Annotated in this window: 20 protein-coding genes; 13 read left to right on the top strand and 7 right to left on the bottom strand. The window is 72.9% G+C overall.

The genetic code is table 11. The features are described from left to right. Positions 1 to 98 precede the first annotated feature (98 nt). The 4 genes from OHA91_RS36535 (at position 99) to OHA91_RS36520 (ending at position 3,008) form a co-directional block, all read left to right on the top strand. On the top strand, positions 99 to 965 hold the full coding sequence (locus OHA91_RS36535; RefSeq protein WP_328740817.1) for a hypothetical protein: 867 nt from the start codon (positions 99 to 101) through the stop codon (positions 963 to 965). Between the two features lie 39 nt (positions 966 to 1,004). Then, positions 1,005 to 1,718 carry a hypothetical protein gene (locus OHA91_RS36530; RefSeq protein WP_328740816.1) on the top strand — a complete coding sequence of 238 codons (714 nt, stop codon included), beginning with the start codon at positions 1,005 to 1,007 and terminating at the stop codon, positions 1,716 to 1,718. 61 nt (positions 1,719 to 1,779) lie between these two features. After that, positions 1,780 to 2,118: a PadR family transcriptional regulator gene (locus OHA91_RS36525; RefSeq protein WP_031148135.1), complete on the top strand. Its 339-nt coding sequence runs from the start codon at positions 1,780 to 1,782 to the stop codon at positions 2,116 to 2,118. Continuing rightward, positions 2,115 to 3,008 (top strand): hypothetical protein, encoded by an 894-nt coding sequence (locus OHA91_RS36520; RefSeq protein WP_328740815.1) that lies wholly within the window; start codon positions 2,115 to 2,117, stop codon positions 3,006 to 3,008. The genes OHA91_RS36525 and OHA91_RS36520 overlap by 4 nt, the downstream gene beginning before the upstream one ends. Before the next feature lie 50 nt (positions 3,009 to 3,058). On the opposite strand, the gene OHA91_RS36515 is transcribed toward OHA91_RS36520, so the two are convergent. From OHA91_RS36515 to OHA91_RS36500, 4 genes are all read right to left on the bottom strand, one after another. Beyond that, the gene (locus OHA91_RS36515; protein WP_031148133.1) at positions 3,059 to 3,847 is read right to left on the bottom strand and encodes a class I SAM-dependent methyltransferase; all 789 of its coding nucleotides are present in this window, start codon (positions 3,845 to 3,847) and stop codon (positions 3,059 to 3,061) included. A gap of 299 nt (positions 3,848 to 4,146) precedes the next feature. After that, the gene (locus OHA91_RS36510) at positions 4,147 to 4,989 is read right to left on the bottom strand and encodes a dienelactone hydrolase family protein (protein WP_031148132.1); all 843 of its coding nucleotides are present in this window, start codon (positions 4,987 to 4,989) and stop codon (positions 4,147 to 4,149) included. A 111-nt stretch (positions 4,990 to 5,100) separates the two neighbouring features. Continuing rightward, positions 5,101 to 7,521, bottom strand: a complete 2,421-nt coding sequence (locus OHA91_RS36505; protein WP_328740813.1) for a SpoIIE family protein phosphatase — start codon at positions 7,519 to 7,521, stop codon at positions 5,101 to 5,103. Next, complete coding sequence (locus tag OHA91_RS36500) at positions 7,518 to 11,534, bottom strand: HAMP domain-containing protein (protein ID WP_031148131.1); 4,017 nt, start codon at positions 11,532 to 11,534, stop codon at positions 7,518 to 7,520. The genes OHA91_RS36505 and OHA91_RS36500 overlap by 4 nt, the downstream gene beginning before the upstream one ends. A gap of 343 nt (positions 11,535 to 11,877) precedes the next feature. Between OHA91_RS36500 and OHA91_RS36495 the strand changes: the two genes are divergently transcribed. Beyond that, complete coding sequence (locus tag OHA91_RS36495; RefSeq protein ID WP_031148126.1) at positions 11,878 to 12,306, top strand: ATP-binding protein; 429 nt, start codon at positions 11,878 to 11,880, stop codon at positions 12,304 to 12,306. A gap of 42 nt (positions 12,307 to 12,348) precedes the next feature. Here OHA91_RS36495 and OHA91_RS36490 read toward each other — a convergent pair whose 3' ends face one another. Beyond that, a complete protein-coding gene (locus OHA91_RS36490; RefSeq protein WP_031148124.1) occupies positions 12,349 to 12,693 on the bottom strand; it encodes an STAS domain-containing protein in 345 nt (114 codons plus the stop codon). Positions 12,694 to 12,923: 230 nt separating this feature from the next. On the opposite strand from OHA91_RS36490, the gene OHA91_RS36485 reads away from it, so the two are divergent. The 5 genes from OHA91_RS36485 (at position 12,924) to OHA91_RS36465 (ending at position 16,493) form a co-directional block, all read left to right on the top strand. Next, positions 12,924 to 13,868 (top strand): SigB/SigF/SigG family RNA polymerase sigma factor, encoded by a 945-nt coding sequence (locus OHA91_RS36485; protein WP_031148123.1) that lies wholly within the window; start codon positions 12,924 to 12,926, stop codon positions 13,866 to 13,868. A 12-nt stretch (positions 13,869 to 13,880) separates the two neighbouring features. Then, complete coding sequence (locus OHA91_RS36480) at positions 13,881 to 14,213, top strand: STAS domain-containing protein (RefSeq protein ID WP_328740812.1); 333 nt, start codon at positions 13,881 to 13,883, stop codon at positions 14,211 to 14,213. Then, positions 14,210 to 15,169 carry a sensor histidine kinase gene (locus OHA91_RS36475; protein WP_328740811.1) on the top strand — a complete coding sequence of 320 codons (960 nt, stop codon included), beginning with the start codon at positions 14,210 to 14,212 and terminating at the stop codon, positions 15,167 to 15,169. Before OHA91_RS36480 ends, OHA91_RS36475 begins: the two co-directional genes overlap by 4 nt. Before the next feature lie 181 nt (positions 15,170 to 15,350). Then, complete coding sequence (locus OHA91_RS36470; protein WP_051892952.1) at positions 15,351 to 15,779, top strand: ATP-binding protein; 429 nt, start codon at positions 15,351 to 15,353, stop codon at positions 15,777 to 15,779. 51 nt (positions 15,780 to 15,830) lie between these two features. Further along, positions 15,831 to 16,493, top strand: a complete 663-nt coding sequence (locus OHA91_RS36465; RefSeq protein ID WP_328740810.1) for a DUF4230 domain-containing protein — start codon at positions 15,831 to 15,833, stop codon at positions 16,491 to 16,493. A gap of 262 nt (positions 16,494 to 16,755) precedes the next feature. Here OHA91_RS36465 and OHA91_RS36460 read toward each other — a convergent pair whose 3' ends face one another. Together OHA91_RS36460 and OHA91_RS36455 are read right to left on the bottom strand one after the other, a co-directional pair. After that, on the bottom strand, positions 16,756 to 17,076 hold the full coding sequence (locus OHA91_RS36460) for a hypothetical protein (RefSeq protein ID WP_031148107.1): 321 nt from the start codon (positions 17,074 to 17,076) through the stop codon (positions 16,756 to 16,758). Between the two features lie 134 nt (positions 17,077 to 17,210). Continuing rightward, a complete protein-coding gene (locus OHA91_RS36455; RefSeq protein ID WP_031148105.1) occupies positions 17,211 to 17,618 on the bottom strand; it encodes a VOC family protein in 408 nt (135 codons plus the stop codon). 124 nt (positions 17,619 to 17,742) lie between these two features. On the opposite strand from OHA91_RS36455, the gene OHA91_RS36450 reads away from it, so the two are divergent. From OHA91_RS36450 to OHA91_RS36440, 3 genes are all read left to right on the top strand, one after another. After that, positions 17,743 to 18,192 (top strand): SRPBCC family protein, encoded by a 450-nt coding sequence (locus OHA91_RS36450; RefSeq protein ID WP_031148102.1) that lies wholly within the window; start codon positions 17,743 to 17,745, stop codon positions 18,190 to 18,192. A gap of 5 nt (positions 18,193 to 18,197) precedes the next feature. Beyond that, entirely contained in the window at positions 18,198 to 19,019 is an 822-nt protein-coding gene (locus OHA91_RS36445; protein ID WP_381704563.1) for a DUF1206 domain-containing protein, read from the top strand. A gap of 172 nt (positions 19,020 to 19,191) precedes the next feature. Continuing rightward, positions 19,192 to 19,803: a response regulator transcription factor gene (locus OHA91_RS36440; RefSeq protein ID WP_031148098.1), complete on the top strand. Its 612-nt coding sequence runs from the start codon at positions 19,192 to 19,194 to the stop codon at positions 19,801 to 19,803. Positions 19,804 to 19,836 lie beyond the last annotated feature (33 nt).

Raw genomic sequence — 19,836 nt, 5'->3', positions numbered from 1 at the left:
CGTGAGGTTCCTCCCACGATAGGCGCGGACGCGCCGGGCGGCCCCGGCACCAGGGCCCGCCTTGGGCCGTTCGGTCACTGCCCCTAGCATCTGGGGCCATGGCGAGAAGCGGGGAGAGCGGCGGGGCGGGCGGCGGGTGGCGCGTCTCCGTGGTGAAGTACCGGCGCAAGGCCGGGCGGCCGGCGTACGACGAGGCGCGCACCCCGGGGCAGCCCCTGGCCCGGCGGGACGGGCTGCGCGTACTGGGCGGGGCCGGGGAGGTCCGCTGCGTCGATCCCTCCGGCCGCACGCTGTGGACCGCCGCCTGTGCCGGCGTCCCGAACGCCGCCCACGTCTCCGGCGGCAGGGTCCTGGTCACCACGGACTCCTTCGACTACACCCCCTGGGGCCACCTCGGTCCGGCGCTGCTCCTGGACCTGGCGGACGGCACGCTCATCGCCGAACTGCGCGGTGCGAGCGGCGCGGTGCTGCGCGGCGGCCGGTTCTTCCTCGGCCTGGAGGGCTACGACGTCTTCGACACCTGGGAGCACGACCGTGACGGCGCCCTGGTGGACTCCTGGCGCAGCTACGGCCACTACGTCGCCGGTGCCGGCATCCGCGTCGTCGAGACCGACCGCAGCCTGCCCACCCGCAGCAGGGTGGTGCGACTGCTGCCCGGCGGCACCGTCGAACGCGGGCCGTCGCTCACCGACCCGCTGTGCCCCGAGCCCCTGGTGCTCGCGGACGGCACCGTCCTGGTCCTCGACGCCGGGGTGCTGCGCGCCGTCGACCGCCGGCTGGGGGACGCCGTCCTCGCCGAGCTGCTTCCGGTGCCCCCGGACCGGACCTGGAGCTACCGCGGCAGGTTGCGCCGTACCGGTGACCAGCTCACCGTGACCGTCGCGGAGGAACCGGAGGACCGGCCGGGCAAGCATGTCGTGCACACGTGGACCCTCGCCCTCCGGCCCGGGCCGACCGTCGTGTGATCATGTCCGTCGGCACAACCAGCACTTCATGGGGGGACCATGCGCACCCGCACCACCACCGCCACGACCGGCCTCGTCACCGCGCTCGCGCTGGTGTACGCCCTGGCGGGCTGCAGCACCGCCCCGGACAAGGGCCGGACCGCGACAGCGGGTCCCACGGCGTCCGCCCCGGCGGCGCCGGGCGGCGGCTCCGGATTCGAGGGGCCGCGACCGCAGGACCAGAACCTGCTGGCCTGGACCGGCGACCCCAATGACGCGGGCCACGTCACCGCCCAGTCGTCGGCGGGGGTCGGCGGCCGGATCACCCTGGTGCGGATCGTCCTGCGCGAGCAGATCACCTGGTCGAACATCTGGCTGGGACTGGCCGGTCTGGACACGAACGCCCAGCTGGCCGACTGCTACCTGGGCGTGTACGACGCCAAGGGCGCGCTGGTCGGGTCCACCGCGGACATCTCGCCCCAGCTGATGACCGACGCCATCGCCAAGCCGCTGCCCCTCGCCAAGCCCTTCACGGCCGCCCCCGGCACGTACTTCATCGCCCTGCTGCTCAACGGCAACTGGGCCACCAACGCCCTCACCCTGAAGTCCACGGGCGCCGGCATCTCCGTCAACGCCGGGCTGACGCCGCCGAACCTGCGGTACAGCAGCATCCTGACCGGTCAGACTTCGCTGCCCGCCACCGTGAACCTCGGCGAGCAGTCCACGGCCACCATCAACACCGGCTGGGCCAGCCAGTGGTACGCCGTCTCCTGATCCGGGCCTCGAAACGGCTCACTCGGACGACATATGCCGGTGGGTGACCTACCATGCGGGCATGAGTGATCGCGCGATGCAGGAACCGACCCTCCTCCTCCTGACCGCGCTCGCGGACGAGCCCCGCCACGGGTACGCCATCGCCCGCGAGGTGGAGCTGATCTCGGACGGGCGCGTGAAGATGCGCACGGGCACCCTGTACGGGGCGCTGGAGCGGCTGCTGGGGCAGGGGCTGATCGAGGTCCACGAGGAGCAGATCGTCGACAGCCGGCTGCGGCGCACCTACAGCCTCACCGCCGCGGGCCGGGAGGGCCTGGCCGCCGAGGCGGCGCGGATAGCCGCGACCGCCCGCGAGGCGGCCCGCCGGCTGGGCGTCTGCGGTGAGACGGCCACGGCGTGAGCCTCCGTCTGCTGCGCCTGTACCCGGCGGAGTTCCGCCGGGACTTCGGCGACGAGATCGCCGAGGCCTACCGGGAGGCGACCGAGGACGCCGGTCCGCTCGCCCGTCTGCGGGAGGGCTGGGACATCGTGGCGCACGCGCTGCGCCTGCGGCTGCACATCGGCTCCGCGCACCGCGGCGGGCGCCTGCTCGCAGCCGCGGCGCCGTTCGCACTGGCCGCGATGGGCGCACGCGCCGCGTTCCTGCTCGCTTCGACGCTCAACCGCGCCTACGTCACCGGCCGGCCCGACTTCGAGGGTCCGATCGGCTACCCCCTCGCCGTCTGCGACCTGCTGACCCTCGTCGGCGTCGTGGTCGCGCTCAGCGGCCGCTACGCCGTCGGCGCGCGGTCCGCGTTCGCCGGCGTGGCGGGGACCTCGGCCTGCCTGCTCGCCGCCTCGGCGCCAGGGGCCCTGGACATGCCGCTGGAGCACGCGGCGTACCTGCTGCCGCCCCTGCTGATCGCGGCGCTGCCGCTGCTGTGTCCGCCGGACCTGCGGCCGTCGTGCCGGATCGGCAGCACCGCGGGGCTCGTGGCGCTGCTGGTCTGGGCGCCGCTGTCCGTGGTGATCCTCGCCCTGCTCGACGCGGGCGGGATCGGCATGATCCTGCTCTGGCGGTTCGCCGTGCCCGTCGTCGCCGTGCTGGTCCTGGCGGGCCGGCCGGCCCTGTCCGGTGTCCGCACGGCCGGCCAGTTCGCGCTGGCCGTGGCGCCGTTCCTCGTCCTCGGCCACTTCTCCGGGGTGGTGGGCGAGGCGAACGCCGTACCGTGCCTGGCGGTCCTCGCGGCCGCGGGCCTGGCCGGGCGCCTGTGGCGCCGCAGGAACTCCGGAGCGGCCGGCCACGCCTGATCCGCCCCCGGGCGCCAGCCGCCCGGTCGCCCGCGGCCGGGCGCCAGCCGTCAGACGTCGGCCCCGACGGCACTGACGCGGATCTTGGACTGGCCGTGGCCGAGTTCCTCCCAGTCCTCCATGAAGCGGGCCGCGAGTCCGTGCCGGGCGGCGAGGTCGACGAGGGTCTGCGTCCGGTAGTAGAAGTCCTCGCGCAGGACCTGGTGTTCGGCGCCGGTGGTGCGGTCGAAGGTGAAGTCGAAGTGACCGCCCGGCGCCAGGACGCGGCCCACGTGGGCGAGGCATTCGTCGATCACCTCGATCGGCGAGTGCGAGAACACGCTGTGGGCGTGGACCACGTCGAAGTAGGCGTCGGGCAGGAAGTCCAGCGTCAGGTTCCTGGTGATCGTCAGGTGCGGGACCTTGGCCTGCAGGCCGCGGTCGGTCAGCGTCCGCTTGGCGGCGATGAGGATGTCCGGCGAGATGTCGATGCCGTAGTAGTGGCCCGCGTCGAGGTAGTCGATGAAGCGCCAGCCGGCGCGCAGGTTGCCGCAGCCGATGTCCAGCATGCGGGCCTCGGGCTTCAGTCCGTGGCCGAGCAGGTAGTCGAACTGCATCTTGCCGAGGGCGAGCCAGCGTTCGTGGGTCTGGCTGCCGACGGCGGCCTCGGGGTTGCGGCGCGTGTCCGAGGCCATCACCGCCCGGTAGTAGCTCACGTGGTCGGGGTGCTTGAAGGCCAGCCACCGGTCGCGCGCGGCGCGCTTGAGGTACGGGGCGATGCGGTTCGGGCGGCTCGCCGCGTAGCGCACCTTGTGGACGAGGGATTCCCGGTTGGCGGTGAGGTTCTTCCTGGTGGCCATGAGCACTCCGTCTCCGTCGCAAGGCGAAACCCCGGGGCGGCAGGCGGGATCCGCTGCGCCCCGGAAGGATCTTCAGGACCCACCATACGTCGGTCACCGACATATACAAACCACTGGACTGTAATGAGCGGGCGAAGCCGCTCCGGGCGCACAACGGCTCGCCGGCGGCGAGCCGTTGCGGCAGACGGGCCGAGCGACGCACTGGATCGCGGGTTTATGGTGTTATGCCCCAGATTGCCACTCGACCGCCCCCCGGCCCGCGCAACGCGCCCCAAGAACGTTGCGTCGTGTCCGCGGCGTCAGTTGGCGGCGGCGGGGCGCTCCTGCGGAAGGAGGCGGGTGCGGAAGAGGTCGAGGACCGTGTCGAGGGCCTCGCGGGTGGGCCGGCCCGGTTCGTCGACGAGGTGCTCCGTCAGGACGGAGTGGGGCGGCAGGGCGCTCTCGGGGTTCGCGTCGCCGTCGTCCAGTTCGACGGCGACGAAGGCGTCGCCGAGTTCGCGCCGCAGGTACGCGAACCGGTCGGCCGGGACCAGCCGGTCGCCCCGGAAGCGCAGGCCGAGGACCTGCAGCCCCTCGCGCTCGCAGCGTCCGCGGACCACGGCGAGGTCCTCCGGGCTGATGTCGATGGAGGCGGCGCGGCCGGGGGTGCAGGCCAGCGGCAGCGACGGCTGGGAGAGGACGGGGGCGATCAGACGTTCGTCCGTGGCCATGGCCAGGGCGAACCCTCCGGTCAGGCACATGCCGACGGCGCCCACGCCGGGACCGCCGCACCGCTCGTGCTCGGCGGCGGCCAGGGCGCGCAGCCAGCCCACGACCCGGGAGCTGCGGCCCGTGGCCAGCAGGGTGAACTCCCGGCTGACGCAGACCCGCGACATGGTCGACGCCAGGTACCGGCCGCTGCTCGCCCAGCCGACGGCCCGCGGGTCCGGGTCGCGTCCGGGCTCGCCGAAGAGCACCGGGAGCACGGCGGTGCAGCCCGACGCGGCCACCCGTTCGGCGAACTCCAGGACCTTGGGCGTGATGCCCGGGATCTCCGCCATGACGATCACGGCGGGGCCCGTGCCCGCGCGCAGGACGCGGCGGGTCGCGCCGTCGTGGGTGAACGAACCCTCGGTGAAGCCGGTCAGGTCGTGGTTCGGCACGTGCCCGTTCCTTCCGTCGGCGCTTCTGGACCGCGCTCAAGTTACCGGCAGGTAGCGCATCGTGGTCAACCCTGCGCGGGCAAAGGGCCGTCGGCGTCCGGCGGAGCGGCTTCAACCCACCTGGATGCCGATCACGCAGGTGTCGTCGTCCGTGTCCGACCTGCTCCCGGCGAGGAGTCGGTCCAGCCTCGCGTCCAGGTCCCCGGATCCGGCGGCGGCCGCGTTCACGAGGTGGCCGAGCGAGTCCTGGACCGAGGAGTCCCGCCGTTCCACCAGCCCGTCCGTGAACATCAGCAGCGTGTCGTCCGGTTGCAGCTGGACCTCCCGCTCGCCGTACGTGACGTCGGGCAGGGCGCCGAGGAGCAGGCCCTCGATGAGCGGGAAGGCCTCGGCCCGGCCGCCGCGGACGAGTACGGGCGGCAGGTGGCCCGCGCGCGCCCAGCGCAGCACCCGCGTGCTCGGGTCGAAGAGGCCGCACACGGCGGTGGCGGTCACGTGCTTGGCCAGGTGGTGGGTGACCGTGTTGAGCCAGGACAGCAGCTGGCCCGGGCCCGCGCCGGTGACGGCCAGGCCGCGCAGGGCGTTGCGCAGCACCACCATGCCGGTGGCGGCCTCGATGCCGTGGCCGGCGACGTCGCCCACGGACAGCATGATCAGACCGGAGGGCAGGAGCACCGTGTCGTACCAGTCGCCGCCGACGAGCGACTCGGTCTCGGCCGGCCGGTAGCGGACGGCGACCCGCATCCCCGGAGCCTCGACGGCCGGTGGTGTGGGCGGCATGATGGCGTGCTGGAGCTGGAGCGCCAGCCGGTTGCGTTCGGCGGACTCCGCCTCGGTGTGGGCGAGCTGGTCCCTCGTCGCGGCCAGCGCCACCTCGGTCCAGTGCTGGGCCGAGATGTCCTGGTAGGCGCCCCGTACGGCGTGCAGCCGCTGGTCGGCGTCGAGGACCGGCTCGGCGACCACCCGGATGTGGCGGGTGATTCCGTCGGGCCGCTGGAGGCGGAAGTTGACGGAGGACGGGCGGCGGTGTCGCAGCAGCGCCCGCAGGAAACGGCCGAGTGCGGCGGAGTCGTCCGGATGGGCGTGGCCGGGCAGTTCCCTCAGCCGTACGGGGTGCGCGGTGGCCGGGAGCCCGTGGAGCGCGTAGAGCTGTGCGTTCCAGGTGGTCTCCCCGGTGGCGAGGTTCTCCTCGAACCCGCCGATGCGGCCCAGGCGCTGGGCGTGCTGGAGGAGGTTGGCCAGCCGGGCCGTCTCGTCCTCGATCCGCCAGATCAGCAGGACGGCGGCGCCGTGGCGGCTGACGCTGATGTCCGCGACCGAGGTGAGCGGGATCTGGTCGACCAGCGCGGTCAGGCTCATGCGCTCGGCACGGAACGGCTCGCCCGTCGCGTGGACCCGCTCGATGATGTCGAACAGGCCGTTCTCGGCTGCGGCCATCGGGTAGGCCTCCAGCAGCAGTGCGCCGTTGACGTCGCCACGCGGTCGTCCCACGGGGTCGACGAACCGGCTGCCGGCGTGCCGGATCCTGAAGTCGGTGAGGCGGCCCTCGGGGTCGAGGACCGGGGTGAGCACCACGGCGGGGTCCTGGAGCCCCTCGGCGAGGTCGATGAGTTCCGCGACGTCCGGGAGCAGCGCGTCGCCGGCCGTCGGGTCGGCCGGCGCCGAGGCGTCCATGGTGCGGGCGCACAGCTCGGCGAGCGCCTCCACCTGGCGCTCGATCTGCGGTGGCTGCGGTGCCAGGGGCTGCGGCCAGCAGATTTCGAGGACGCCGTGGATCCGTCCGCCGGTCCCGGTCGGTACGGCCATCCGCCCGCCTTCGGGCCACTGGAGATGGCCGATGGAAGGCAGACCAGCGCGTTTGGTGCGGGACAGGGTCACCAGTCGGCGCTCCCGGAGCGCGAGGCCGGCGACGGTGGAGACGCCCGGGGGTACGTGGCGCCAGCGGACGGCCTCCCGGGGCGGGAACCCGGCGTGGCCGGCGAGGGCCAGCGAGCCGTCGGGCACGGCGGTCCAGACGGCGACGGCGACGGCCCCCAGCGGCCCCAGGGCGTTGGTCAGGAGGGACTCGGCGACGGCCTGGGTGTCGGAGGCCGCGGCCAGCATGCCGCTCTCGGCGGTACGCAGCCGGACCGAGACCGTGGAGTGCTCGGCGGGGTCGTCGTCGGTGCCGGCGCGCTCGACGAACGCGGCGGCGATCTCGCTGACGTGGTCGCGGGACGCCTGGTTGACGATGTCGGCGGCGAGTTCGAGGCGGGACGTGCCGCTCTCGCGGCACAGCAGGTCGAGCTGCCGCGCCGCCGCGGCCGGGGTGCAGTTCAGCTGGCCGATGAGGATGCCCTTGGCCAGCTCGACGAGCGCCCGGCCGTCGGCGGCGGCCTGCGCCTCCAGCACCTCCCGGCGCAGCCGTTCGACGGTGGCGACGAGCCGCCCCAGCGGGGTCGGGGACTGCTGCGGGATGGCGCAGGCGGTCTGCCCCGCGACCGGTGCCGGCGGCGGGTGGACGGCACCGTTGCGTGCGGTGTCCCCGGTCATCGCGTGAGCCAGTGCCGGACGCGGGCGATGAGGTCGTCGGCGTCGACGGGCTTGGTGACGTAGTCGCTGGCACCGGCGGCGAGGCTCTTCTCCCGGTCCCCGGGCATCGCCTTGGCGGTGACGGCGATGATGGGCAGGGCCTCGTACGCCGGCATCCGCCGGATCTCGGCGGTGGCCGCGTAGCCGTCCAGTTCCGGCATCATCACGTCCATCAGGATCAGGTCGACGTCGGCGTTGCCGGTGAGGGCGTCGATGCCCTTGCGGCCGTCCTCGGCGTGGAGCACGCGCATGCCGTGCAGTTCCAGGACCCCGCTGAGGGCGAAGAGGTTGCGTGCGTCGTCGTCGACGACGAGGACGGTGCGTCCGGCCAGGTCGCCGTCGGGCACGTGGGTCTCCTGCTGCCGGGTGTCCGCGTGCACGAGGGGCAGTACGTCCCCGGGCTGTTCGGCGGACAGGTGGAGGGCGATGCGTTCGCGCAGCTCGTCCAGGCTGGACAGCAGTTCCACCCGGCGTGAGGCGGCCCGCTCCCGCAGGGCCTCCTCCCGGCCGGTCCGGACCCTCGGGTTGTTGTGGGCGAGCACGGGGAGCGAGGAGAGCGCCGGGTCGCCGTCGAGCGCGTCGAGGAAGCGCAGCGCTTCGCCGTCGGGCATGTCCAGTTCGAGCACGACGCAGTGGAAGGCGTCGGACGCCAAGGCTGCGGCCGCCTCCCGTGAGCTGGTGGCGCCCACGACCTGGATGCCGCCGCGCTCCCCGGCCGCATGGGGGTGGGGGGCGAAGTCGCGGTCGGCGCTCTCGGCGACGAGGGAGAGCAGGCCGTTCGGCCGCTCCTCGATCACCAGCAGGCGGCGGGTGCGCCGCTGCGCCGGGAGCGCGGGGGCGTCCCGGCGGTCCTGGTCGCCCGTCCCGTACGCGCCCTCGGGCGAGGGTGCCTCGGCCGTGTCGCCGTACGGGGCGTCCTCGTAGTCCGCGCGGCTGACGGGCAGGTAGAGGGTGAAGGTGCTGCCCTGGCCGGGCGTGCTCTCCGCGGTGACGGCCCCGCCGAGGAGCTGGGCGATCTCTCGGCTGATGGAGAGGCCGAGGCCAGTGCCGCCGTACTTGCGGCTGGTGGTGCCGTCGGCCTGCTGGAAAGCTCCGAAGACGGATTCCAGCTGCTGCTCGGGGATGCCGATGCCGGTGTCCCGTACCCGGAAGGCGAGCATGGGGCCGCGGCGGGAGATCCCGGCGGGGATCTCGGGGGCCGTCGCCGGTTCGATGCGCAGCTCGACGCCGCCGCGCTCGGTGAACTTGACGGCGTTGGACAGCAGGTTGCGCAGGATCTGGCGCAGTCGCGAGTCGTCGGTGAGCAGGTCGGCGGGCGCGTCGGGGGCGGTGGTGACGGTGAAGTCGAGGCTCTTCTGCGTGGTCATCGGCCGGAAGGTGGCATCGACGTACTCGAGCAGCTGGGGCAGGTCGACCCGCTCGGGATTGATGTCCATCTTTCCCGCCTCGACCTTGGACAGGTCGAGGATGTCGTTGATCAGCTGGAGCAGGTCGGAGCCGGCCGAGTGGATGATGCCCGCGTACTCGACCTGCTTGGGGGTGAGGTTGCGGGTGGGGTTCTGCGCGAGCAGCTGGGCCAGGATGAGCAGGCTGTTGAGCGGGGTGCGCAGTTCGTGGCTCATGTTGGCCAGGAACTCCGACTTGTAGGTGGAGGCCAGCGACAACTGCTGGGCGCGGGCCTCCAGTTCCTGCCGGGCCTGTTCGATCTCCAGGTTCTTGGCCTCGATGTCGCTGTTCTGGCTGGCGAGGAGCGCGGCCTTCTCCTCCAGTTCGGCGTTGGAGCGCTGGAGTTCCTCCTGCTGGACCTGGAGTTCCTCCGAGCGGGCCTGGAGTTCGCCGGTCAGCCGCTGGGACTCGTCGAGGAGCTCGTCCGTGCGGGCGTTGGCGACGATCGTGTTGACGTTGGTGCCGATGGTCTCCATCAGCTGGGCGAGGAAGTCCCGGTGCACGGGTGTGAAGGCGCTGAAGGAGGCGAGTTCGATCACGCCGAGGACCTGGTCGTCCACGACGATCGGCAGGATGATCAGGCTGCCCGGGGTGGTGTGCCCGAGCCCTGAGGAGATGATGTAGTCGCCGGGGACGCGGTCGGTGGCGATGATCCGGTGGCTGCGGGCCGCCTGCCCGACGAGCGACTCCCCGAGGGCGAACCTCGTGCCCTCCACGGAGTCCGCGGGGCGGCCGTAGGAGCCGACGAGGGTGAGGGCGGTTCCGCTGGGGCCGTCCTCGGCGAGGTAGAAGGCGCCGTACTGGGCGGCGACGAGCGGCGTCAGTTCGTCCATGACGAGTTCGGCGACGGCGGCGAGATCGCGATGGCCCTGCATCAGGCCGGAGATGCGGGCGAGGTTGGACTTGAGCCAGTCCTGCTCCTGGTTGGCCCGGGTGCTCTCGCGCAGCGAGCCGACCATGGAGTTGATGTTGTCCTTGAGTTCGGCGACCTCGCCGGAGGCGTCGACCGTGATCGAGCGGGTCAGGTCGCCCTCGGCGACCGCGCTGGCGACCTCGGCGATGGCCCGGACCTGGCGGGTGAGGTTCCCGGCGAGCTCGTTGACGTTCTCGGTCAGCCGCTTCCAGGTGCCGGAGACCCCTTCGACCTCGGCCTGGCCGCCGAGCCGGCCCTCGCTGCCGACCTCGCGGGCGACGCGGGTCACCTCGGCGGCGAAGGAGGAGAGCTGGTCGACCATGGTGTTGATGGTGGTCTTCAGCTCCAGGATCTCGCCGCGGGCGTCCACGTCGATCTTCTTGGACAGGTCGCCGTTGGCGACGGCGGTCGTGACGAGGGCGATGTTGCGGACCTGGCCGGTGAGGTTGTTGGCCATGGAGTTGACGTTGTCCGTGAGGTCCTTCCAGGTGCCCGCCACGTTGGGGACCCGGGCCTGGCCGCCGAGCCGGCCCTCGGTGCCCACCTCGCGGGCCACGCGGGTCACCTCGTCGGCGAAGGCCGACAGCGTGTCGACCATCGTGTTGATGACGCCGGCGAGCGCGGCGACCTCGCCCTTCGCCTCCACCGTGATCTTCTGCGACAGGTCGCCGCGCGCGACGGCGGTGGCCACCTGGGCGATCGATCTGACCTGTCCGGTGAGGTTGGACGCCATGACGTTGACGTTGTCCGTGAGGTCCTTCCAGGTGCCGGAGACCCCCCGGACGGTGGCCTGGCCGCCCAGGTTGCCCTCGGTGCCGACCTCGCGGGCCACGCGCGTCACCTCGTCGGCGAACGCGGAGAGCTGGTCGACCATCGTGTTGATGGTCTCCTTCAGCTCCAGGATCTCGCCGCGGGCGTCCACCCGGATCTTCTGCGTCAGGTCGCCCTGGGCCACGGCGGTGGTGACCTCGGCGATCGAACGGACCTGGGCGGTCAGGTTGTCGGCCATGACGTTGACCGATTCCGTCAGGTCCTTCCACGTGCCGGAGACGCCCTTGACGTCCGCCTGGCCGCCGAGCCGGCCCTCGGTTCCGACCTCGCGGGCCACGCGCGTGACCTCCCCGGCGAATCCGGACAGCTGGTCGACCATCGTGTTGATGGTCTCCTTCAGCTCCAGGATCTCCCCGCGCGCGGTGACGGTGATCTTCTGGGAGAGGTCGCCCTTGGCCACGGCCGTCGCGACCTGGGCGATGGAGCGCACCTGGGCGGTGAGGTTTCCGGCCATGAAATTGACCGAATCCGTGAGGTCCAGCCAGGCTCCCCCGACCCCAGGCACGTCGGCCTGACCGCCCAGGGTGCCCTCGGTGCCCACCTCTCGGGCGACCCGTGTCACCTCGGAGGTGAACAGCGACAGCTGGTTGACCATCCCGTTGAAGACGGTCGCGATCTCCCCGAGCAGCCCGTCCGCCCCGTCGGGCAGCCGGGTACGGAAGTCCCCGTCCCGTACGGCGGTCAGCCCGGCCAGCAACTGGCGCAGCTCCGACTCGCCGATGCCGCCGTCGCCCGGCAACGCCGGTACGCCGCCCCGTGGATCCCCGCCCACCCGCTCGGCCATCCGTCACCCTCACTCTCGATACCAAACCGCGCCGACACGCGGAACAGGACAGGCCACCCCGGCACCAGGGCATGCCGGAGCACCCGGCTCCGGCGGGCACCCGCCTCGCCGCAGCACCGGTCCGGTGAAGGCTAACGCCGTCGGAGGTGCGGTGGAGCACGGTCGATCACTCCGGGGGCGGCGCATCCGGAATCCGCGGAAGGGGGGTTGCCGGTGATCCCGGGCGGGCCGGGCCCGAACTCACGTTTCCCCAGGGCGCTTCGGGAATCCCCGGATGTCGCCGCGGACTCCGGGTAGACGAACCGGTATCGGACGGCACAAAGATGGAAAAGGGGTGAGGACATTGGCAGTCAAGGCGGTCGGCTGGGCACGTTCGTTCCCGATCTCGGAGGGCGTCCGGGCGGCGCGGCAGTGGACCGCGGCGCATCTGGCGTCCCTGCCGTGGAACGCTTCGGCGGCCGACACCGTGCACTCCGTGCTGCTCTGCGTCTCCGAACTGGTCACCAACGCCCACCTGCACGCCGTCGGCACCGCGCACCTGGTGCTGACCTGGGACGGCCGCTGCCTCCACGTCAGCGTCGCCGACGGCGATCCGCGGCTGCCCCGCGCCCGGACCACCGGGGCCGACGCGAATGCCACGTCCGGCCGCGGGCTGGGCATCGTCAGCGCCCTGGCCGACTCCCTGGACGTCCACTCGTGCCACGGCGGCAAGGCGATCACCGCCTGTTTCCGGCCGGCCGGCGGCCCGGACCCGCACAGGGCCGACGTGTGAGCCGGCCGGCCCGTACGCAGGAGGCTCGCCGGGCGGACCGGTTCACGCCGCGAGGGCGTCCTCGACACTCGCGTGCAGGGAGAGGACGGTGTCCGCGCCGGTCACGGCGAAGAGCCGGCGCAGCTGCTCGCCCGGGGCGGCGATGCGCAGCCCGGTGAGGTGGTGCAGGCGCAGGAGCAGGTTCAGGAACGAGGAGTCCCCGAAGGTGATGGAGCCGGCGTCCAGAACCACCGTCGCGTGCCGGCCGGCGGCCGCGGTGAGCGCCTCTTCCAGCGGGTTCAGCGTGTCCTGGTCCAGCTCGCCGTGCGCCGCCACCACCCAGCCGTCCCCCGCCGGGTAGCCCTCCCCCACCACGCCGGGCTGGTACGCGTCCCCGAATCCGCTCATGTCCGCCTCCACGGATCGCCGTCTGTACGTCGTCGTCAAGGGAGTATGCCTGCTCATCGCGGCGGCGCTCGTCCCCCGGGTCGGCCCGGCGCCCCCGGGTCGGCCCGGCGCCCCCGCGGCGGCCCGGCGCGGACGCGGGGAAAAACTCGCCGCGATCGAGGTGTGTGGAAACGCAATGACGGGGCAGAAGCGCGACGGCAGCCGCAGTCAATCGGGAGGGAGCGGCCAACATGTCTCGCTCGGCCACCGTTGTAGCCCCCATTCGTGGAACCGACGTGCACGTCCCCGTAGGTGACCGAGAGGACCCGGGAGCACCGGCGCGCGACGAAGAGCTGATGCAGGACGAGGCCCTGGCGCGGGTGGAGAACGCCCGCGAGATGGCGCCCTCCGACGCGCGTGAGCTGTCGCGGCACTTCTTCCGGCGGCTGCAGGCACTGGAGGAGGGCACGCGCGAGTACCAGTACACCCGCAACACCCTGATCGAGATGAACCTCTCGCTGGTGCAGTTCGCCGCACGGCGCTTCCGGGCCCGCGTGCTCGGCGGCGGCCTGGACATGGACGACATCATCCAGGTGGGGACCATCGGCCTGATCAAGGCCATCGACCGCTACGACCTCGACCGCGAGGTCGAGTTCTCCACGCTCGCCCTGCCGTACATCACGGGCGAGATCAAGCGGTACTTCCGCGACACCACCTGGGCCGTGCACGTGCCGCGGCGACTGCAGGAGCTCCGTACGGAGCTCGCCAAGGCGCAGGAGGCCCTGACCGACGTCCTGGGCCGGGCGCCGACGGTCAAGGAGGTCGCCCAGCACCTGGAGCTGTCCGAGGACGAGGTCATCGACGGGCTCGTGGCCGCGAACGGCTACACGAGCGGCTCCCTGGACGCCGCGGGCGCGGACGACGACGCGCCGTCCACGGCGAACCGGGCGGCCCGGCCGCTGGCGGAACGCCTCGGCGACGTCGACCCCGCCATGGAGCTCTTCGAGGAGTTCCACACCCTCGCGCCCCTGCTGGAGCAGCTCGACGAACGCGACCGGCGCATCCTGCAGATGCGCTTCGGCCAGGACAGGACCCAGGCCGAGATCGGTGCCGAACTGGGCATCTCGCAGATGCAGGTCTCCCGCCTGCTGTCCCGGACGCTGGCACGGCTGCGCGCCGGCATGCTCACGGCGTAGGCCCCCGCACCGATGACGCCGAGTACGGGCGCGACCGCGCCGCTGACCGCCCTGCCGCTGCCGGGCCGCCCCGGCGCGCGCCTGAGCGGCAGCTGCGACCTCGACACCCGGCAGGCGCTGGCCGGCGCCCTCGGCGTGGTGGCCGAAATCCCCGGCCCCGTCGTGCACCTCGATCTCTCCGCGGTGGTCTTCCTCGACCCGGCCGCCGTCGCGGCACTCGTACGGGCGTCGGTGGACTTCAGCGGGCAGGGGCGGCGCCTGCTGCTCCACGACCCGCCATACTCGCTCCGCAAGATAGTGGAGATGTTCCCGGACGAGTGCGCCGCGCTGGAGGTCGCAGCATGATCACTGTTCCTGCGCCCGCCGGGCCTGGGGCCTTCGTTCATCCCGCCCTCTTCTACCGGGACCTCACCGAGTACGTGGCGGGGGTGGGCGGCTTCGTGCGGGGCGCCCTCGCGGCCGACGAGCCGGTGCTCGTCGCCGTGCCCGGGCAGCACCTGGACGCCCTGCGCGAGAGCCTCGGCGCGGGCGGCGGCGCCGGGATCACCTGGACAGACATGACGGAGCTGGGCCGCAATCCCGGTCGCATCCTGGCCGCCCTCCAGGAGTTCGCCGACCGGCACGCGGGCCGGGCGGCGCGGATCGTCGGCGAACCGATCTGGCCCGGCCGCTCCCCCGCCGAAGTGCTGGAGGCCACCCGCCACGAGGCCCTCATCAACACGGCCTTCGCGGGCCGCCCCGCCACCGTCCTGTGCCCGTACGACGTGGTCGGGCTGGCTCCCGCCGTGGTGAGCGACGCCCGGCGCACCCACCCCGCGCTCATCGAGCAGGGCCGGGACCTGCCGAGCCCCGCCTACGCCGACGCCGCGCGGGTCACGGCGGACCTGGACGGCCCGCTGCCCGAGCCCGACGGCCCGGTCGCCCGGCTCGCGTACGCCCACGGAGGGCTGGCCGAGGTACGCGAGTACGCCGAGGGCTGGGCGCGCGGCACCGCGCTGACCCCGGCACGGCGCAGCGACCTGGTCATGGCGATCAGCGAGGCCGCGGCGAATTCCCTCTCCCACGGTGGCGGGAAGGGCACGCTGCGCCTGTGGACCGTCGCCGGGTCCGCTGCGGGGGTCGTCGCCGAGATCCACGACGGCGGCCGGCTGGCGGACCCGCTGGCCGGCCGGCGGCGCCCCTCCCTGGCCTCGGCCCACGGGGGCCGCGGTCTGTGGATGATCCACCAGCTCTGCGACCTGGTGGAGGTCCGCGCCACGGAGCGCGGCTTCACGCTGCGGCTGCACGCGGCCACGCCCTGAGACCGGTCGTCGCCTACAATGTCCTGCGCTTGCCAGGACGGCCACGAGAGTCGCCGGCGGTGCGTGGACGGTCCCGTACATCGATCGTGCCGCGCCGGGCATACGCCTGTGACAGAGACCAGTGTCAACGCGGGGGTGAGAGAGCTCAGTGGAGACCGTCGGACCGGAAACGGGTGATCCTGTGAGTGTCGTACCCGCCGCGGGGCAGCGCCGCCGGCTCGCCCTGACGGGCGTCCGCGGCGCAGTGGCCAAGGGGCGCGACTTCACGCGCCAGGCCCTGCGGGACTGGGGCTGGGACGGCACCGAGACCGCCGAGGACACCCTGCTCCTCGTGTCCGAGCTGCTGACGAACGCGTCGCTGCACGCGGACGGCTGCCACGAGCTCGTGCTCACGGCCGGGAAGGTGCTGCGCATCGAGGTGTGCGACGGCACGACGACGCTCCCCCGCCGCGACCCGGCACCGCGGCGCGGCGTCCCGGGCGGGCACGGCCTCCACATAGTGGAGCGGCTGTCCGACCGCTGGGGCGCGGACGCGCACGCGGACGGGAAGGCCGTCTGGGCCGAGATCGAGGCCGCCCGGCTGGTGTCCGGCAGGCCCACCGGTCCGTAGCCGGCGCCGCCCCGGCGTAGTGGAGCCGCCCCCACGGGGTATCCGCGGGACATGGAAACCTCTTCGGATCGGCCGGGCGGCACGCGGCGCCCGATGTGGGGGCGGATCGCCGCCGGCGTGGCGGTGGTCGTGGTGCTGATCGTGCTCGTGGAGCGCTTCAGTCTGGTTCCGGGGTTCGGCGGCCTCTTCGGCGAGGACACCCGGGACCGATCGGGTCCGGCGCTGCTCAAGTCGGTCCAGGACATGGACCGTTACGAGGCGGCCGTCGGCAACTTCCAGGTGGTCGTGGACCTGGAGAAGGACGCGGCCTTCCTCCCGGACGCGATCCGCGGGACCCGCACCCTGTACGTGGGCGCCGGCACGGTCAGCGGCTACGTCGACATGGGCGCGCTGGACGAGCGCAGCGTCACCGTGAACGAGGACCGCACCGCGGCCTCGATCCGGCTGCCGCACGCGGAACTCGGCACGGCGGCCCTCGACCCGAACCGCTCGTACGCGGTGTCCAAGCAGCGCGGCCTGCTGGACCGCATCGGCGACCTGTTCTCCGACAACCCGGCCGGCGAACAGGCAGTACAGAAGCTCGCCGTGCAGCACATAGACGAGGCCGCCCGCACCGGTGGCCTCGCCGAACGCGCCGAGAAGAACACGACGTCGATGCTGGAGGGCCTCCTGCGCTCCCTGGGCTTCCGCGAGGTGACGATCACCTACGGCTGACCGGCTCCTCAGGTGCAGACGAGGCAGCCGCGCCGGATCGCGGGCTGGGCAGCGCGCTGGAACAGTGCGACGTAGAAGGCCGCGTCCGGGTCCTTGTTCCACTGTCCGGCTCGCGCCGTGTCCAGTTCCCCCGCTCGATGCCTGAACCACGTGCTCGGGGTCGAGGTCGTCGCATGCCGCCGGGACCTCGGACGGCAGACCGGCCCCCTCTACGCCGACCGGGCCGGCTGCGCACGCGGGCGGCTCCTCGAACGCCCCGCGGTCACAGCCAACTGCCCCAGCCGAACGTCAGGAAGTAGGCGCGCCTGGCCGCGGCCCGTCCGCCCAGGCCGCCGCGGGCAGCCGTCCACAGGGCCGCAGTGAACCAGGACGCGACCGCTGCACCGGCGATCAGGGCCCACCGGACGCCGCCCACGGAAGCGACCAGGGTCACGATCAGAATCGTCATGGCGAGACCGGCATGGGCGCCGCCGGTACTGACCCGGAGCAGCTCGCGCATGACCCGACGGTCCTCCGCGAGGACCCGCTCGTACGCGTTCAGCTCCCGCTCCGCACCGTCTCGTTCCTCCGCGCCCCGTTCCATGAGCCCCCCACGGCCTGGTCGAGCCGAGCCTGACGCTTCTCCAGACGCGTCGGCCCGCCCTGCCCATCGGCGCGTTCGAGGTCCTGCCGCAGCGGCAGCAGCAGGGCCGTGGGCGGATGGAGGGCGGTCACCGGTCAGCTGCCGGCCGACCGGACGGACGCGAGGACGAACGCGTGGCCCGCCGGGTCCGCGTAGCGGCGCAGGGTCGTGCGGTTGTCCGGGCGGGTGCCGTCCTCCTCCGCCGCCACCGGGCGCGCGCCGAGCGCGACGGCCTCGCGCTCGGCCTCGTCGAGGGAGTCCTCCGCCACCAGGATCCGCAGGTGGACCTGCTGGGAGCCCTCCGGCAGCGGCCAGCTCGGCGGTGTGTGCTGCGGGTCGCGGCGGATGCCGAGCAGCACGCCGGCGCCGCCGGTGACGAGGAACAGCTCGCCGTCGTCGGGGGCCGGGCCCGCCGTCGCGCCGAGCAGTTCCGCGTAGAAGCGGGCCAGTGGCTCGGGTTCTGCGCAGTCCAGGACGATCACGCTGGTCTTGAGTACGGTCATGCACCCGCGTGTGCCCTGCGTCGTCGGCCGTACACGGACCGTGCGGGTGCATGGTGCCCGAGGGTCGGGGTAGCCGCGCCACGAGACGTCCAGACGGACGCCCGAAGACGCGGAAGGGGTGCGCATGTCGCACGTCGAGGAGTATGTCGAGGTCAACGTTCCGGTACGCACGGCCTACAACCAGTGGACGCAGTTCGAGGACTTCCCCGCGTTCATGGAGGGGGTCGAGCGCATCGACCAGCGCAGTGACACGCTCACCCACTGGGTGACGAACGTGAACGGGGTCCGGCGCGAGTTCGACGCGCAGATCACCGAGCAGCTCCCGGACCGGCGCGTCGCGTGGATGACGGTCGACGGTGAGGCCCGCCAGGCCGGGCTCGTCACCTTCCAGCCGATCGACGCGACCACCACCAAGGTCGTCCTGCACATGAACTGGGTGCCCGACGGCATCGCCGAGGCCGCCGCCGACAAGCTCGGCTTCGTCAAACGCCAGGTCAACGGCGATCTGAAGCGGTTCAAGCTGTTCATCGAGTCCCGCGGGGTCGAGACGGGCGCCTGGCGCGGCGAGGTCTGAGCGCGATGAGCGGGGTGACGGCGAGAAAGGGCGCCCGGACCGCGTCGCGCGGCGGCACGCTCCGGGAGGTCACGGCACGCTGCGGGCTGGTGGCGCGCGGGGTGCTGTACGGGCTGATCGGGATCCTGGCCGTCCGCGTCGCCTTCGGTGGCGGCGGCCGGGAGGCCGACCGGCAGGGCGCCCTCCAGGAGCTCGCGGACAAGCCCTTCGGCTCCGTCCTCATCTGGGCCGTCGGCATCGGTCTCGTGTGCATGATGCTGTGGCGGCTGTCGGAGGCGGTGTTCGGCGCGGCCGGGCCGGACGGCGACAAGGCCACCAAACGGCTGGCCTCGGCGGGCCGGTGCGTGTTCTACGCGGTGGCGGCCTTCTCCGTCCTCGTGTTCGCATCGGGCGGCGGCGGGCGCTCCGGGGACGAGCAGTCGCGTGACATGACCGCCAAGACGCTCGGCCTGCCCGCCGGCCAGTGGCTGGTGGGTGCCGCAGGGCTCGGGATCGCCATCGCGGGCGTGGTCATCGCGGTACAGGCGGCGCGACGCCGCTTCCGCAAGCACCTCGCCATGGGCGGGGCCTCTGAGGGCTCGCGCAAGGCGGTCGACTTCCTCGGGGTGAGCGGCGGGCTGGCCCGCGGGGCCGTGTTCGCGGCGGCCGGCGGCTTCGTCGTGTACGCGGCGCTGCGCTACGACCCGGGGCAGGCGAAGGGGCTCGACGACACCCTGAGGTCGTTCGCCGAGACTCCGGTGGGACCGTGGCTGCTCGTCGCGGTGGCCGTCGGACTGGTGCTCTTCGGGGCCTTCTCCTGGGCCATGGCGCGGTGGCGCGAGGTATGAGGGAACAACGTGTGAGTTCAAGGGGGTAACCCGCCGAAGCGAAGCCGGATCCCCCGGCATCTCGGCCAAGTTGTCCGTACACCCCTGCACGCCCCCCGCAGTGACGTTCCATCTCCCCTGTCCGGGGGCAGCCGCGTGGTGCTGTTGGTTCGTTCACCGAGGAGAGCTCACGATGACGAAGGTCCTGGTCCTGCACAGCGTCAGCCTGGTCCGGTCGGCACTGGCCGCCCTGCTGAGATCGGAAGGGCCTTTCGAGGTCACGTCCGCGGGCTGGCCGAGCGCGGCCCGCCGCGCGGAGTCCTTATGCCCGGACGTGACGGTCGTCGACCTCGACTGTCCGGGGACGACGGCCGTGCTGGCCGACCACGGGCGCGGAGCGGACCGCCAGGTCCTCGCGTCCCCCTCCCCCGTACTGGTGCTCGCCTCGACCGGCGCGCCCGGTTCGCTGCACCGGGCCTTCCGCGCCGAGGCCCGCGGCTACGTCGACAAGGACGGCTCGCCGGGACGCCTGGTACGGGCGGTACGGCGGGTCGCCGCGGGAGAACGGTTCATAGACGCCTCCCTGGCCTCCGCCTTCATGGAGGCGGACCCCGTACCGCTGAGCCCGCGCGAGCTCAGCGTGCTGGCCCGGGCCGCCGAGGGCGATTCCATCGCCGAGATCGCCCGCACACTGCACCTGGCGAGCGGGACGGTACGCAACTACATGGCCGCGGCGACCCGCAAGACCGGCGCGCGCAACCTCATCGACGCGATCCGGATATCCCGGCGGGAGGGCTGGGTCTGATCCACGGCCGTCGCGGGCGGGGGCGGGACGGCC

The organism is Streptomyces erythrochromogenes (assembly GCF_036170895.1).
Classification (GTDB): domain Bacteria; phylum Actinomycetota; class Actinomycetes; order Streptomycetales; family Streptomycetaceae; genus Streptomyces; species Streptomyces erythrochromogenes.
This window is presented reverse-complemented; position numbering and strand designations above follow the sequence as displayed.

What these genes read in the sequence shown, in the direction of transcription:
- OHA91_RS36525 (WP_031148135.1), top strand. Translation starts at nt 1,780, where the DNA reads ATGAGTGATCGCGCGATGCAGGAACCGACCCTCCTCCTCCTGACCGCG.
- OHA91_RS36465 (WP_328740810.1), top strand. Translation starts at nt 15,831, where the DNA reads ATGGAAACCTCTTCGGATCGGCCGGGCGGCACGCGGCGCCCGATGTGG.
- OHA91_RS36445 (WP_381704563.1), top strand. Translation starts at nt 18,198, where the DNA reads ATGAGCGGGGTGACGGCGAGAAAGGGCGCCCGGACCGCGTCGCGCGGC.
- OHA91_RS36515 (WP_031148133.1), bottom strand. Translation starts at nt 3,847, where the DNA reads ATGGCCACCAGGAAGAACCTCACCGCCAACCGGGAATCCCTCGTCCAC.
- OHA91_RS36505 (WP_328740813.1), bottom strand. Translation starts at nt 7,521, where the DNA reads ATGACCGGGGACACCGCACGCAACGGTGCCGTCCACCCGCCGCCGGCA.
- OHA91_RS36485 (WP_031148123.1), top strand. Translation starts at nt 12,924, where the DNA reads ATGTCTCGCTCGGCCACCGTTGTAGCCCCCATTCGTGGAACCGACGTG.
- OHA91_RS36460 (WP_031148107.1), bottom strand. Translation starts at nt 17,076, where the DNA reads ATGGAACGGGGCGCGGAGGAACGAGACGGTGCGGAGCGGGAGCTGAAC.
- OHA91_RS36480 (WP_328740812.1), top strand. Translation starts at nt 13,881, where the DNA reads ATGACGCCGAGTACGGGCGCGACCGCGCCGCTGACCGCCCTGCCGCTG.
- OHA91_RS36500 (WP_031148131.1), bottom strand. Translation starts at nt 11,534, where the DNA reads ATGGCCGAGCGGGTGGGCGGGGATCCACGGGGCGGCGTACCGGCGTTG.
- OHA91_RS36450 (WP_031148102.1), top strand. Translation starts at nt 17,743, where the DNA reads ATGTCGCACGTCGAGGAGTATGTCGAGGTCAACGTTCCGGTACGCACG.
- OHA91_RS36440 (WP_031148098.1), top strand. Translation starts at nt 19,192, where the DNA reads ATGACGAAGGTCCTGGTCCTGCACAGCGTCAGCCTGGTCCGGTCGGCA.
- OHA91_RS36475 (WP_328740811.1), top strand. Translation starts at nt 14,210, where the DNA reads ATGATCACTGTTCCTGCGCCCGCCGGGCCTGGGGCCTTCGTTCATCCC.
- OHA91_RS36490 (WP_031148124.1), bottom strand. Translation starts at nt 12,693, where the DNA reads ATGAGCGGATTCGGGGACGCGTACCAGCCCGGCGTGGTGGGGGAGGGC.
- OHA91_RS36455 (WP_031148105.1), bottom strand. Translation starts at nt 17,618, where the DNA reads ATGACCGTACTCAAGACCAGCGTGATCGTCCTGGACTGCGCAGAACCC.
- OHA91_RS36535 (WP_328740817.1), top strand. Translation starts at nt 99, where the DNA reads ATGGCGAGAAGCGGGGAGAGCGGCGGGGCGGGCGGCGGGTGGCGCGTC.
- OHA91_RS36530 (WP_328740816.1), top strand. Translation starts at nt 1,005, where the DNA reads ATGCGCACCCGCACCACCACCGCCACGACCGGCCTCGTCACCGCGCTC.